The 13,106-nt window shown below is 65.0% G+C and carries 10 protein-coding genes; 7 read left to right on the forward strand and 3 right to left on the reverse strand.

The features are described 5' to 3' along the window. Positions 1 to 4: 4 nt before the first annotated feature. On the reverse strand, positions 5 to 700 hold the full coding sequence (gene trhA / locus IVA98_RS29625) for a PAQR family membrane homeostasis protein TrhA (protein WP_247277411.1): 696 nt from the start codon (positions 698 to 700) through the stop codon (positions 5 to 7). Positions 701 to 879: 179 nt separating this feature from the next. Between trhA and IVA98_RS29630 the strand changes: the two genes are divergently transcribed. Together IVA98_RS29630 and IVA98_RS29635 are read left to right on the forward strand one after the other, a co-directional pair. Beyond that, complete coding sequence (locus tag IVA98_RS29630; protein ID WP_247307285.1) at positions 880 to 2,352, forward strand: YcjX family GTP-binding protein; 1,473 nt, start codon at positions 880 to 882, stop codon at positions 2,350 to 2,352. Continuing rightward, entirely contained in the window at positions 2,349 to 3,377 is a 1,029-nt protein-coding gene (locus IVA98_RS29635; protein WP_247356065.1) for a YcjF family protein, read from the forward strand. Before IVA98_RS29630 ends, IVA98_RS29635 begins: the two co-directional genes overlap by 4 nt. On the opposite strand, the gene IVA98_RS29640 is transcribed toward IVA98_RS29635, so the two are convergent. Then, complete coding sequence (locus IVA98_RS29640) at positions 3,286 to 4,920, reverse strand: glycosyltransferase family 39 protein (RefSeq protein WP_247307586.1); 1,635 nt, start codon at positions 4,918 to 4,920, stop codon at positions 3,286 to 3,288. The two genes, IVA98_RS29635 and IVA98_RS29640, sit on opposite strands and share 92 nt — an antisense overlap. A gap of 260 nt (positions 4,921 to 5,180) precedes the next feature. Here IVA98_RS29640 and IVA98_RS29645 point away from each other — a divergent pair, with 260 nt between their 5' ends. From IVA98_RS29645 to IVA98_RS29660, 4 genes are all read left to right on the forward strand, one after another. Then, the gene (locus IVA98_RS29645) at positions 5,181 to 6,905 is read left to right on the forward strand and encodes an adenylate/guanylate cyclase domain-containing protein (protein ID WP_247356066.1); all 1,725 of its coding nucleotides are present in this window, start codon (positions 5,181 to 5,183) and stop codon (positions 6,903 to 6,905) included. Between the two features lie 344 nt (positions 6,906 to 7,249). Continuing rightward, a complete protein-coding gene (gene sorA, locus IVA98_RS29650; RefSeq protein ID WP_247307293.1) occupies positions 7,250 to 8,449 on the forward strand; it encodes a SorA family sulfite dehydrogenase catalytic subunit in 1,200 nt (399 codons plus the stop codon). A 12-nt stretch (positions 8,450 to 8,461) separates the two neighbouring features. After that, positions 8,462 to 8,770 (forward strand): SorB family sulfite dehydrogenase c-type cytochrome subunit, encoded by a 309-nt coding sequence (gene sorB / locus IVA98_RS29655; RefSeq protein ID WP_247307296.1) that lies wholly within the window; start codon positions 8,462 to 8,464, stop codon positions 8,768 to 8,770. Positions 8,771 to 9,068: 298 nt separating this feature from the next. Beyond that, the gene (locus IVA98_RS29660) at positions 9,069 to 9,269 is read left to right on the forward strand and encodes a cold-shock protein (protein WP_008563500.1); all 201 of its coding nucleotides are present in this window, start codon (positions 9,069 to 9,071) and stop codon (positions 9,267 to 9,269) included. Positions 9,270 to 9,443: 174 nt separating this feature from the next. Here the strand turns inward: IVA98_RS29660 and IVA98_RS29665 are convergent, their stop codons facing one another. Beyond that, positions 9,444 to 9,905, reverse strand: coding sequence for an Lrp/AsnC ligand binding domain-containing protein (locus IVA98_RS29665; RefSeq protein WP_247356067.1), 462 nt, complete (start codon positions 9,903 to 9,905; stop codon positions 9,444 to 9,446). Positions 9,906 to 10,019: 114 nt separating this feature from the next. Here IVA98_RS29665 and putA point away from each other — a divergent pair, with 114 nt between their 5' ends. After that, on the forward strand, positions 10,020 to 13,019 hold the full coding sequence (putA, locus tag IVA98_RS29670) for a bifunctional proline dehydrogenase/L-glutamate gamma-semialdehyde dehydrogenase PutA (RefSeq protein ID WP_247356068.1): 3,000 nt from the start codon (positions 10,020 to 10,022) through the stop codon (positions 13,017 to 13,019). Positions 13,020 to 13,106 lie beyond the last annotated feature (87 nt).

Here is a 13,106-nt window from a genome sequence, read left to right on the forward strand (position 1 = left end):
TTGCTCAGCTCAACACGAGGTCGAGCACCGCGGTATAATGACACGCCGCGCCGGCCAAGACAAAGCCGTGCCAGATCGCATTCTGGAAGCGCAGCCGCCGCCAGGCGTGGAAGATCACGCCGAAGCTGTAGAGCAGGCCGCCCGCAAGGATGAAGCCCAGCGCCAGCGCAGGAAGCGCCCTGACCACGGCGTCGTAGAGCATGACGCCGCTCCAGCCCATCGCGAGATAGATGCCGACTGAGATGCGGTCGAACCGGCCGGGATAGAACAGCTTCAGCACAATGCCGAGGATCGCGACGCACCAGACGCCGGTGAGCAGTAGCAGCGCGAACACGCTGTCCTTCAGCTCCAGGATGAAGGGGGTGTAGGTCGCCGCGATCAGGAGATAGATCGCCGCATGGTCGAACCGCCGCAGCACCCATTTGGCCGGCGACACCGGCCATAGATTATAGGTCGCCGACAGCACCAGCATCGAAAGCAGGCCGGCGACATAGATCGAGACGCCGACGATGTCGGTGGCGTCGGCATAAACCGCCGCCAGCACCACCAGTACGGTCGCGGCGATGAGCCCGGCGAGCACGCCGATGGCGTGAATGACACCGTCGGCGATCAGCTCGGCGCGGTCATAATCCCAGCCGATCGCGTCGGCCGCGGCATGGACTGAGGAGGATGCGAAGTGTTTCAGTTGGAAGACGGTCATGGCAATCCGCAACGTGAGGCAATGCCCTTCTTGTATGGGTGTTTCGCGACCGGCGCGTCGTTCAAGCGGCTGATTTGCCGAGAAAGGCGGTGGAAGTATGAAACTTGATTTTCCTCACGCAATTGCCACTTTTGTGAACGGTCGCACATTCCTCCCGCCCGAGATCACTCAGCGTTCATATGGCATTCAGTTTCCAGGATATGGTCGAGGAGGCGCGGCTGTCGGCGAGGGCGCTGATCGACTATGGCGAGCATTTCTTCAATCCGACGGTGCGGCTCGGGGTCACCGGCCTGTCGCGGGCCGGCAAGACGGTGTTCATCACCGCCTTGATCCACGGCCTTACCCGCGGCGGCCGGTTTCCGGTGTTCGACGCCTATGCCTCGGGCCGGATCGCACGGGCGCATCTGGCGCCGCAGCCGGACGATGCCGTGCCGCGCTTTGCCTATGAGGCCCATCTGCGCGCGCTGATCGAGGAGCGGCGCTGGCCGAACTCGACCGTCGACATCAGCGAGCTCCGCCTCGTCATCGATTATCAGCGCCGGAACGGCGCGGACCGCACGCTCACGCTCGACATCGTTGACTATCCCGGCGAATGGCTGCTCGATTTGCCGCTGCTGCAGAAGAGCTACGAACAATGGTCGGCCGAAAGCCTGACACTGTCGCGCGAGGCGCCGCGCGCGCATCTTGCCGCAGACTGGCACGCGCATCTTGCAACGCTCAAGCCCGAGGCACGTGAGGACGAGCAGGCGACGCTCACGGCCGCCAAGCTCTTCACCAATTACTTACGCGCCTGCCGCGACGAGCGTTTTGCGATGAGCCTCTTGCCGCCCGGCCGCTTCCTGATGCCCGGCAATCTCGCAGATACGCCGGCGCTGACCTTTGCGCCGCTCGACGTGCCCGCTGGCGGGCAGGCGCCCGAGGGATCGCTGTGGGCGATGATGGTGCGCCGCTATGAGGCCTACAAGGACATGGTGGTGCGGCCGTTCTTTCGTGATCATTTCGCCCGGCTCGACCGCCAGATCGTGCTGGCCGATGCGCTCACGGCATTCAACTCCGGACCCGAAGCGCTGCACGACCTCGAAGCTGCGCTTGCCGGCATTCTCGATTGTTTCAACATCGGCCGCAGCACCTTGCTCTCCAGCCTGTTTCGGCCGCGCATCGACCGCATCCTGTTCGCGGCAACCAAGGCGGACCATCTGCATCATTCCAGCCACGACCGGCTCGAGGCCGTGCTGCGCCGTGCGGTCACCCGCGCGGTTATGCGCGCCGAAAATACCGGCGCGGAGATCGACGTCGTCGCGCTCGCCGCCGTCCGCGCCACGCGCGAGGCGCAGGTGGCGCATGGCCGCGACAAATTGCCGTCGATTTTAGGAACACCGTCCGCAGGCGAAAGCGCTGGCGGCGAGTTCTTCGACGGCAACACCGAGGTTGCGACCTTTCCAGGCGATCTACCGCTGGATCCCGAGCCGCTGTTCAATGGTACGGCTGCGTTCCGCGGACTCGCGACGCAAGCTGCCGAGAAGAGTGATTTCCGCTTCCTGCGCTTCCGGCCGCCAAAGCTCGAGCACGAAGAAGGCACCGAAGAGCCGGCGCTGCCACATATTCGCCTCGACCGTGCCTTTCAGTTCCTGATCGGAGACAAGCTCTCATGAACGAGCGATCCCAGCAGCGGCGGCCGGCGACGTTCCGGCTGGACGATCCCGGCGTCGTCGTCACCGAGGCCGACGAGACGGGACGGGTCGGTCGTGGCACGATCCAGATCACGCCGGAGCCCGATCCGCTGGCGCTGCCGGTACCAGTTCAAACCACGCTTCCGGCGCGGCGCGGCTTTCCCTGGGGCGCGCTGTTCTGGTCCGGCCTCGCCGGGCTGACGCTGCTCGGTACCGGGCTCGGTGTCGTTCGTCTGATCGAGGATCTATTTGCGCGCAGCGACAGCCTCGGCATGGTTGGCCTTGCCTTCGCGTTCGTCACCGCACTTGCGCTCGCGGTCGTGATCGGGCGCGAGGCGTTCGGGCTGGCGCGGCTCGCGACGATCGTGAAACTGCATCAGCGCGCCGCCGCCGTCCTTGCCAATGATGATCGCAAGGAAAGCCGCCTCATCGTGCACGACCTCCTGAAGATTGCGCACCAGAACCCGCAGCTCGCCCGCGCCCGCGCGACGCTTGAGAGCCATGCTGGCGAGATCATCGACGGCGCCGATATGATCCGCCTCGCCGAGCGCGAGTTGATGTCGCCGCTGGACGCAGAGGCGCGGCGGCTGGTGTCGTCAGCCGCGCAAAAGGTCTCGATCGTCACGGCAGTCTCGCCGCGCGCGGCGATCGACGTACTGTTCGTGTTCGTCGCTGCGCTGCGCCTGATCCGCCAGCTCGCCTATCTCTACGGCGGCCGCCCTGGCGCGCTCGGCATGGTCCGACTGCTCCGCCAAGTCATCGCCCACCTCGCCATCACGGGCGGCATGGCCGCGAGCGATAGTTTGGTTCAGCAGATGCTCGGCCACGGCATCGCGGCGAAGCTGTCACAGCGGCTCGGCGAAGGCGTGCTCAATGGGTTGCTGACGGCGCGGCTGGGGCTGGCCGCGATCGATGTCACGCGCCCGCTGCCGTTCGCGGCGCTGCCGCCGCCGAAGCTCGCGGATCTCGCGACGGATCTGCTGCGGCGGAAAGACGACGAGGAGTAGCGCGCCCTCTCTTATCCTCCCCTGGAGGGCTATGGGATGCCCCCGCCAGCACCCGCCACTGGAACAGCGGCGAGTCCTTCGGCGGTGAGAGCTCCGGGGTCCAGCCGGTGAGCTTTTCCAGCACATAGGTGTCCATCACGAGCCCGCGCCAGCGGCGCTCGACTTGGCCAAGCTGCTTGCGTTTCGCCGGGATGCTCTCCCACAGCAATGATCGATGATCCGGCTCCCGCCCGACATAGATGCCGGCGTGGTCCCTGATCCGGTCCATGCCGGGATCGCGGAAATCCTGGAAGCGGCCGCGCTCGTTGATCTCGACGACGGGCACGCGGCCCCTGAACAGCCAGCGCATCATGGCGTAGGTGCGGTAGTCGGTCGTCGCGATCCAGGTCGCGCCGGTCTCATCGAGTGCGGCCTGCGCGCGCGCGGCGACCTGCTCGTAGCCGGCTTCGGCGCCGATCGGATCGATCTTGCCGAGGAGATTCCAGGGCGCGGCGACGTAATAGAGGAACACGATGACGACGAAGGCGATGCCCGTCGTGATGGATGTCCTGGCCCAGAACGCCGACGATCTGACCATGCGAGCCGACCATCTCTCCTTCGTCATCGTTGCGAGGTTCACAGCCGCAGCGGCAAAGCCGACCGGCCACATGAACATCGGCCAGGTGTCGCCGACCCGCAGCGTCGTCGACTTGACCAAAAAATAGAGAAACGGCACCAGCACCGCGGTCGACAACAGGATCGCGACCGGCTCGCGCGTGCGATAGCCGCGCCACGCCGTCAGCACCAGGCCCGTTAGCATCACCGGCAGCATCACGAAGCCAACCAGGCCGAATTGCAGGCCGATGTAATCACCGATGGTGCGCAGCGAAATGCCGTAATTGGCAGTGGCGCGCACGCCCTGGAAGCGGAACGAGGCCCAGTCGTGCTGCGCATTCCAGATCAGCACCGGCGAGAACACGAGAGTCGCGACCAGCACAGCGAGGTAAGGGTAAGGACTGCGCAACCAACGCCGACGCCAATCCGGCACCAGCAGAAAGGCAGCCACCGCGGGCGCAAACAGGATCGCGGTGAATTTCGACAGCATAGACAGGCCCGCGAACAGCCCGGCCGCAAGCCACCAGCGTCCATCGCCGCTTTGCGCCAGCCGCACCAGCGACCACATCATCGCCATTGCGAACGGGATCATGGCGACATCGGGCGCGACCTTGGCCATCAGCAGGCCGTAATAGAGCGCGGCCTCCGGCATCAGCACCGCGATCATGATTGTCCGTGCGTCATGGGTGAGACGACGGACGATGTCGGCGAGCAGCAGCTGCGTCATCAGCATCGCGACGATGCCGCCGAAGCGGACGCCGAGCGCGGTATCGCCGAAGATCGCGGTGCCGAAGCGAATGAGCCAGGCAATGCCAGGCGGATGATCGAGGAAGCTGAGCGCCGTTTCCTTTGACCAGGTCCAGTAATAGGCCTCGTCGGTCCGCAACTCGATCTCGGAGGCGTAGACGATCCGCAGCACGGTCATCGCGGCGATGATCGCTGCGGCCATGACGAGGGGCCGGCGCGCGGCGCCGCGAAGGGAAACGGTGATATCAGGGGCTGTCGTCACGGCCGCGCTTTTCGCCAACCTGTAACGGGGAGTCAATGCGGGAGCTCCATTCTCCCTGTCGTCCCGGATCGACGCGCGCTCGTCCCCGACGACGGCGGAGTGTGTGGCTCCTTGCCGCGCATGTGATCTCCAAAGCTGTCCACCTCCGGAATTAAACGCTACGCTGGCGGTTCTCTTTCATGAACTGATACAGTCGAATCATGGCCACCGCTCCCATACAGATGTCTGCCGTCCGTGCCACCAGCGTGCGGCAGGTGCGCCTCGTCTGCGGCGTCATCCTGTTCTGCTACGTGGTCAGCCACTTCCTCAACCATGCGCTCGGCAACATCTCGGTCGATGCCATGGAGGTCGGGGTCTACTACCACACCGTATTCTGGCGGTTCCTCCCCGTCGCGATCGTCTTCTACACGGCCGCACTTACCCATATGGGGCTTGGCCTCTACGCGCTGTACCAGCGCCGGCAGTTCCGCTGGCGGGCGATCGAGCCGCTACAGCTGGTGCTGGGCTTGAGCATTCCCGTCCTGATTATGGGACATGTGATCGGAGTGCGGCTCGGCCAGACGCTGTACGGACACCAGAAACTCTATCCGCAGGAGCTCTATCTGTTCTTCGTCGCCTCGCCCGGCCGGCTCTGGCAGATGACGATCCTGCTTCTGATTGCGTGGGTGCACGGCTGCATCGGGATCTTCTTCTGGCTTCGCCTCAAACCGTTGTTCACGCGCGCGGCACCCTATCTGCTCGCGGCTGCCGTGCTGATTCCGACGCTGTCGCTGCTCTACCAGGGCGGGCGCAGCGTCGCCGTCGAGAGCGACGATGGAGAATGGCGTACGCACAATCTCACCCGCCGCCAGGTCGGCACGGTCGCCGAAGGCAATACGCTCGACCGCATCACCGGCAGCCTCACCATAGGTTATTTCGGCCTGCTCGGACTGGCGCTAGCGGCGCGCGGCGTGCGCGCGTTACGCGAACGGCGCGGCGGCATGATCGCGCTGTCCTACGGCAATGGGAAAACGGTGCGGGTCCCCAAGGGGCTGTCGGTGCTGGAAGCAAGCCTGCGCCACAATGTGCCGCATGCCAGCGTCTGTGGCGGCCGCGCCCGCTGCTCGACCTGCCGCATCCGCATCATCGGCGATCATGGCGCCCTGCCCGAGCCGTCGCCGCGCGAGGTCTTCGTGCTGACCCGTGTCGGCGCCAGCGACCCTTCGATCAGGCTCGCCTGCCAGCTGCGGCCGACGTCCGACCTCTCCTTCTTTCAGCTCTTCACACCGCACACACTCTCCGCGAATGCGCAAGCCTCGACGCCCGCCAGAATTGGCCAGGAGCGTTATCTGGTCAGCCTGTTCGTGGACATGCGCGGCTCGACCCGGCTCGCGGAAAAGCAGCTGCCGTTCGACACCCTCTTCATCGTCAACCGCTTCCTCGGAGCGGTGTCGCAGGCGGTGATCGAGAACGGCGGTCAACCGAACCAGTTCATCGGCGACGGCATGCTGGCGCTGTTCGGGCTGTCGGCCGAGCCGCAAGCGGCCTGCCGGCAGGCGCTGAAGGCGGCCTCCGGCATCGCGACGCGTATCGACGAGCTCAACGAGCTCCTGAGCCACGATCTGCGCCAGCCGATCCGCTTCGGCATCGGCATCCACGGCGGCGAGGTCATCATCGGCGACATCGGCTATCGCGATCACATCGTCTTCACCGCGCTTGGCGATGCTGTCAACGTCGCTGCCCGGCTTCAGGACATGACCAAGACGCTCGCTTGCGAGGCTATTGTCTCGGAGGAAGTCCGCCGCACCGCGGGCCTTGCCGACGACGCCCTGCCGCAGCAGGAGGTCGCGATCCGCGGTCGCGATGAGCCGCTTGCCGTGCGTGTCGTCGCGGATGCGAGGGACTTGACGGCGCTCGTCGACCGAGGCGAGCGCGTTGCCGCGTAGCGCGTAAGCCACACGGAAAGTGCACTCCCTCCCCGCTTGCGGGGGAGGGTTGGGGACAGGGTGCTTCCGCAACGGGACAATCCCCTAGAGGAGAGAACCCTCACCCGGCGCTTCGCGCCGATCTCTCCCGCAAACGGGAGAGGTGGAGCGCGCCGGCGCCGCGGTTACAACTCGACTCCATCTCATCGCCCTCGCCTTACTCCCGTAACACCGGCCTGCTGCAACGCAGCGGCATGGGCTTGCTGCGAAAGCACGAATTGACTTCGTCCAAATCGTTGCAACAGATGAGTGCGGGATCGCGGTGATGACCGCGATCCGACGAAAAGCTCCGGGAGGGGATGAGAATGTTCGATCGACGCGACCTGCTCAAAGGAGCGGGCCTTTCCGCCCTTGCGGCCACACTGAACTCAACCAGAGCGCTGGCGCTCGACACCGTCATCCTGCCCTTTGCGAATGGCGAACGGCCGCTGGTGAAATATCCACAGAAGCGGCCGATGATCGGCCTGACCAGCCGGCCGCCGCAGCTCGAGACGCCGTTCGCGGTGTTCAACGAGGGCCCGATCACGCCCAACAACGCATTCTTCGTGCGCTATCATCTCTCCGACCTGCCCTACAATCTCGACCCCGATAAGTTCACGCTCGAGGTCAAGGGCAAGGTCGACAAGCCGCTGAAGCTGTCGCTGAAGGACATCAAGAAGATGAAGGCGACCGAGATCGTCGCCGTCAACCAGTGTTCGGGCAACAGCCGCGGCTTCTTCGAGCCACGTGTCGCCGGCGGCCAGCTCGCCAACGGCGCCATGGGCAATGCGCGCTGGCGCGGCGTGCCACTGAAGGCGGTGCTGGAAATGGCGGGCGTGCAGGCCGGCGCCAAACAGGTCACCCTCAACGGCATGGACGGCCCGGTCAGCGACAAGACGCCGGATTTCGTCAAGGCGCTCGATCTCGATCACGCCACCGACGGCGAGGTGATGCTGGCCTATGGCATGAACGGCGAGGACCTGCCGTTCCTCAACGGTTTCCCGCTGCGCCTGATCGTGCCGGGCTATTACGGCACCTACTGGGTCAAGCACCTCAACGAGATCACGGTGATCGACAACGTCTATGACGGCTTCTGGATGAAGTCGGCCTATCGCATCCCTGACACGCCGAACAACGCGGTCGAGCCGGGCACCGCGCCGAAGGCGACGATCCCGATCAACCGATTCACCATCCGCTCCTTCATCACCAGCGTCCCCGACGGCGCCAAGCTGAAGGCGGGAACTGCGATTCTGCGTGGCATCGCCTTCGACGGCGGCAAGGGCATCAAGGAGGTCGAGGTCTCCTCCGACGGCGGCAAGACCTGGACCAGCGCCAAGCTCGGCAAGGATCTGGGCAAGTACTCGTTCCGCGAATGGAAGCTGCCGGTGAAGCTCGCGGCCGGCAGCCATGAGCTCAAGGTCCGCGCCACCGGCAATGGCGGCGAGACCCAGCCGGATACGCCGCGCTGGAACCCGGCGGGTTATCTGCACAACGTGGTCGAAACCGTCCGCGTGACCGTGGCCTGAAGGAGAATGACCATGCAGCGCACCGTTCTCCTCGCCATCTCGCTCGCTCTCGCCGCCGTGATCGGTTCGGCACTTGCGGCGCCGGTCAATTACAAGACCCCAGACGAGGTCGCGGCGTTCAAGCCCGGGCCCAATCTTGAGGTCGTGCAGGGCAATTGCAGCGCCTGCCACTCATCGGATTACGTCGCCACGCAGCCGCCGATGAAGGACAAGAAGGGCTTCTGGCAGGCCGAGGTGACCAAGATGATCAAGGTCTATGGCGCACCGATCGACGATGCCGACGTCGGCAAGATCGTCGATTATCTGGCCGCGACGTACTGAAGGACCGCATCAACCGCGTTTTCTCTTACCCTCCCCTGGAGGGCCCTCCAGGGGAGGGTTAAGGAAGAACGGCTACGCGATCCCTCTCGATAGTAGATCCGCAGCACACGGGCCATTTGACCGCGAAACGGGCAAAACCGGCAAAATCGCTGCGAAGTTGAGCGGAATTCGGCGAAATGCCGATGTGGTTTGAGCTACCAAGCCTGCCACATTCCGCGTATCCTGTTAGGACCGAACCGGCCGGTTGGCGGGGACTGGCGATTCGAGATCTCGGAGGAAGACCCGCGGAGAAGTCGTGATGGCTAAAGGTACGGTCAAGTGGTTCAACCCGACGAAGGGTTATGGATTTATCCAGCCTGCGTCGGGTGGCAAGGATGTGTTCGTGCATATCTCGGCAGTGCAGAAGGCCGGTCTGTCCACACTTAACGAGGGACAGACGGTGGAATACGAAGAGATCGCAAACCGGGGCAAGACCTCCGCAGAGAACCTCAAAGTATAAGCCCGCGTCAGCCTTTGCTGCCTCCCGGATCCGTCCGGGAGCTGGGCCAAGAAAAATTTCAGAAGACGGCCAGTGCATTCGACGACAGGCGTTGCGATTGCACAAGGACAGCTATTTTTCCCGTGAAGACCGCTCATCCAACGCCACAGCAATGACAATCGCGACGGCATTTCGTCAGCCCACCGGCAACGGTGCGTCGCGCTTGATCTCCTCCATCACCGCATAGGTCCGCGTCTCCCGCACGCCCGGCATCGACAGCAGGGTCTGGCCGAGGAAACGTCGATAGGCGGTCATGTCTGCCAGCCGCGCCTTGACAAGATAGTCGAAGCCGCCGGCAACCATATGACATTCCAGCACCTCAGGCGCCAGCTTCACTGCGCGCGCAAAACGCTCGAAATTGTCGGGCGTGGTCTTGTCGAGCAGGACCTCGACGAACACCAAGAGACCGAGGCCAAGCCGGTGCGGGTTGAGGCGGGCGCCGTAGCCTTCGACAAACCCCTCGCGCTGCAAGCGCTTCAACCGCTCGCCGATCGAGGTCGGCGACAGCCCGATGCGCTCGGCGAGCTCGACATTGGCGATGCGCCCATCCTCCTGCAAGATCGAGAGGATTTTCCGGTCGATTTGGTCAAGTTCCATATCTTACAGGGCCAAATAGCCAATGATCTTCATTTTCTAAGGCAACTTGGCTAAATTGTCTATCGAGCTACGGTAACGCGGGCCTTATCCTGGATTTCAGCCACAGGACACGCCATGCCGAACATCCCACCGCCCTTCTCCGCGCCCTACGCGGCCGATGATAGCGAGATTGCCGCCCGCCTCTTGCCGGCGTCGCATCTCAGCCCGCTGCAGGAGGCGCGGATCGACCGCACCGCGACGCGGCTGATCGAGGCGATCCGCAAGCGCGACGACCGGCTCGGTGGGGTCGAGGACATGCTGCGGGAATTCGCGCTCTCGACCAAGGAGGGGCTCGCTTTGATGGTGCTGGCCGAGGCGCTGCTGCGCGTGCCCGATGCGCGCACCGCCGACCAGTTCATCGAGGACAAGCTCGGCGAGGGCGACTTCATCCATCACGAAACCAAGTCCACCGCCTTCCTGGTCAATGCCTCGGCCTGGGCGCTCGGCCTCTCGGCACGGGTGATCCAGCCCGGCGAGACGCCTGACGGCACCATCGGCCGGCTGGTGAAGCGGCTGGGGGCGCCCGCCGTGCGCACCGCCACGCGCCAGGCGATGCGGCTGATGGGCAATCATTTCGTGCTGGGGGAGACGATCGAGCAGGCCCTCGAGCGCGGCCGGCCGCGCTCCGGCCAGAAGCCGCGCTATTCCTTCGACATGCTCGGCGAAGGCGCACGCACGGCGGCGGACGCCAAGCGCTATTTCGAGGCCTATGCGCGCGCGATCGAGAGCATCGGCAAGACCGCGGGCAACCATCCCCTGCCCGATCGGCCCGGCATCTCGGTCAAGCTCTCGGCATTGCATCCGCGCTTCGAGGCGATCAGCCGCGAACGCGTGATGCGCGAACTGGTGCCGCTGCTGCTGGACCTCGCGCAGCGCGCCAAAGCCCATGATTTGAACTTCACCGTCGATGCCGAGGAAGCCGACCGGCTGGAGCTGTCGCTCGACGTGATCGCGGCAACACTCGCCGATGCCTCGCTGAGCGGCTGGGACGGATTTGGCCTGGCGATCCAGGCTTATCAGAAGCGCGCGAGCGCGGTGATCGACTATGTCGATGCGCTGGCCCGCGCGCATGAGCGCAAGCTGATGGTGCGGCTGGTGAAGGGGGCCTATTGGGACACCGAGATCAAGCGTGCACAGGAGCGCGGGCTCGACGGTTATCCCGTGTTCACGCGCAAGGCGATGACGGACCTGAACTACGTCGCCTGCGCTTCGAAGCTGCTGGCATTGAGGCCGCGCATCTTCCCGCAATTCGCCACCCATAATGCGCTAACCGTCGCGACTGTGCTGGAGCTTGCGCAAGGCAGTGGCGGCTTCGAATTCCAGCGCCTGCATGGCATGGGCGAAGCGCTGTACGAGCAGCTTGCCAAGGACCATGCTGACATCGCCTACCGCACCTATGCGCCTGTCGGCAGCCATCGCGACCTGCTCGCTTATCTGGTGCGACGACTGCTCGAGAACGGCGCCAATTCCTCCTTCGTGGCGCAGGCCGCTGATTATCGCGTGCCGGTGTCGGCGCTGTTGCAGCGTCCGGCCGATGCCATCGAGCGTCCGCAACAGGCGGTTCATCCCAGGATTCCGCTGCCCCGCGGTCTCTTTGCGCCGGAGCGCCGCAATTCGCGCGGGGTCGAATTCGGTGAGCGTGCCGCACTCGACCAGCTGCTGGCCGACATCAGGGCCGAGGCGATCGATCTCAAGCCCATCCCCGATGCCACACCGGATCGGGCCAACGCAGCGGTGACTGCCGCGCGCGCCGGCTTTGTCGCCTGGAGCCGGACGCCGGCGGCTGCGCGCGCGGCGGCGCTGGAGCAGGCTGCGCATCTTTTGGAAAGCCGCAGGGCCCATTTCATCGCGCTGCTGCAAGCCGAGGGCGGCAAGACGCTGGACGACGCGCTGTCGGAGCTGCGCGAGGCCGCCGATTTCTGCCGCTATTATGCCGCGCAGGGCCGCAAATTGTTCGGCGTTGACGCCGCCATGCCCGGCCCGACCGGCGAGAGCAATGCGCTCGCTATGCGCGGCCGCGGTGTCTTCGTCGCGATCTCGCCGTGGAATTTTCCGCTCGCGATCTTCCTCGGCCAGGTCACAGCGGCGCTGATGGCCGGCAACAGCGTTGTCGCAAAGCCTGCCGAGCAGACGCCGCGCATCGCGCGCGAGGCCGTAGCCCTGCTGCACCAGGCTGGCATCCCCAAGAGCGCGCTGCATCTCGTCACCGGCGACGGCCGCATCGGTGCCGTGCTGACCGCGCATGCTGACATCGCGGGAACTGTCTTTACCGGCTCGACCGAGGTCGCTCGCAGCATCAACCGCGAGCTCGCCGCCAAGGACGGACCGATCGTGCCGCTGATCGCGGAGACCGGCGGCACCAACGCCATGATTGCGGACGCGACCGCGCTGCCCGAACAGGTCGCCGACGATGTCGTGACCTCTGCCTTCCGTTCCGCCGGCCAGCGCTGCTCGGCGCTGCGGCTGTTGTTCGTGCAGGAGGACGTCGCCGACCGCATGATCGAGATGATCGCGGGCGCGGCGCGCGAGCTCAGAATCGGCGACCCCAGCGATGTCGCGACCCATGTCGGGCCGGTGATCGATCGCGAGGCCAAGCAGCGTCTCGATGCACACATCGCGCGAATGAAGGGCGAGGCACGGCTGCACTTTGCAGGGCACGCACCGGAGGGCTGCTTCGTCGCGCCGCACATCTTCGAGCTCAAAGAAGCCAGCCAGCTCACCGAGGAGGTGTTTGGGCCGATCCTGCATGTCGTACGCTACCGCGCCGAGAATCTGGAACGGGTCCTGCAAGCGATCGAGCGCACCGGCTACGGCCTCACCCTCGGCGTCCACTCCCGCATCGACGACACTATCGAGGCCATCATCGATCGAGTCCAGGTCGGCAACATCTACGTCAACCGCAACATGATCGGCGCCGTCGTCGGCGTGCAGCCGTTTGGTGGCAATGGCCTGTCCGGAACTGGCCCCAAGGCCGGCGGCCCGCACTATCTCGCGCGCTTTGCGACCGAGCAGACCGTGACCATCAACACCGCGGCGGCCGGCGGCAATGCTGCGTTGCTTGCGGGGGAGGAGTGAGGCCCTGCAGCGGGCGCCGTTGCATCCTGCCGAAACATCGGTCTAATGCTCCCACGAGGCGCCCGCGCCAATTCCAGCGCGCGGGAA

Origin of the sequence: Bradyrhizobium sp. 160 (genome assembly GCF_023073735.1) — a bacterium.
GTDB lineage: Bacteria > Pseudomonadota > Alphaproteobacteria > Rhizobiales > Xanthobacteraceae > Bradyrhizobium.

Excerpts from the sequence above, each read along its gene's own strand:
- IVA98_RS29665 (WP_247356067.1), bottom strand. The coding sequence starts at position 9,905 with ATGGAACTTGACCAAATCGACCGGAAAATCCTCTCGATCTTGCAGGAG.
- trhA (WP_247277411.1), bottom strand. The coding sequence starts at position 700 with ATGACCGTCTTCCAACTGAAACACTTCGCATCCTCCTCAGTCCATGCC.
- sorB (WP_247307296.1), top strand. The coding sequence starts at position 8,462 with ATGCAGCGCACCGTTCTCCTCGCCATCTCGCTCGCTCTCGCCGCCGTG.
- IVA98_RS29645 (WP_247356066.1), top strand. The coding sequence starts at position 5,181 with ATGGCCACCGCTCCCATACAGATGTCTGCCGTCCGTGCCACCAGCGTG.
- IVA98_RS29660 (WP_008563500.1), top strand. The coding sequence starts at position 9,069 with ATGGCTAAAGGTACGGTCAAGTGGTTCAACCCGACGAAGGGTTATGGA.
- putA (WP_247356068.1), top strand. The coding sequence starts at position 10,020 with ATGCCGAACATCCCACCGCCCTTCTCCGCGCCCTACGCGGCCGATGAT.
- IVA98_RS29630 (WP_247307285.1), top strand. The coding sequence starts at position 880 with ATGGCATTCAGTTTCCAGGATATGGTCGAGGAGGCGCGGCTGTCGGCG.
- IVA98_RS29640 (WP_247307586.1), bottom strand. The coding sequence starts at position 4,920 with ATGGCCGCAGCGATCATCGCCGCGATGACCGTGCTGCGGATCGTCTAC.
- sorA (WP_247307293.1), top strand. The coding sequence starts at position 7,250 with ATGTTCGATCGACGCGACCTGCTCAAAGGAGCGGGCCTTTCCGCCCTT.
- IVA98_RS29635 (WP_247356065.1), top strand. The coding sequence starts at position 2,349 with ATGAACGAGCGATCCCAGCAGCGGCGGCCGGCGACGTTCCGGCTGGAC.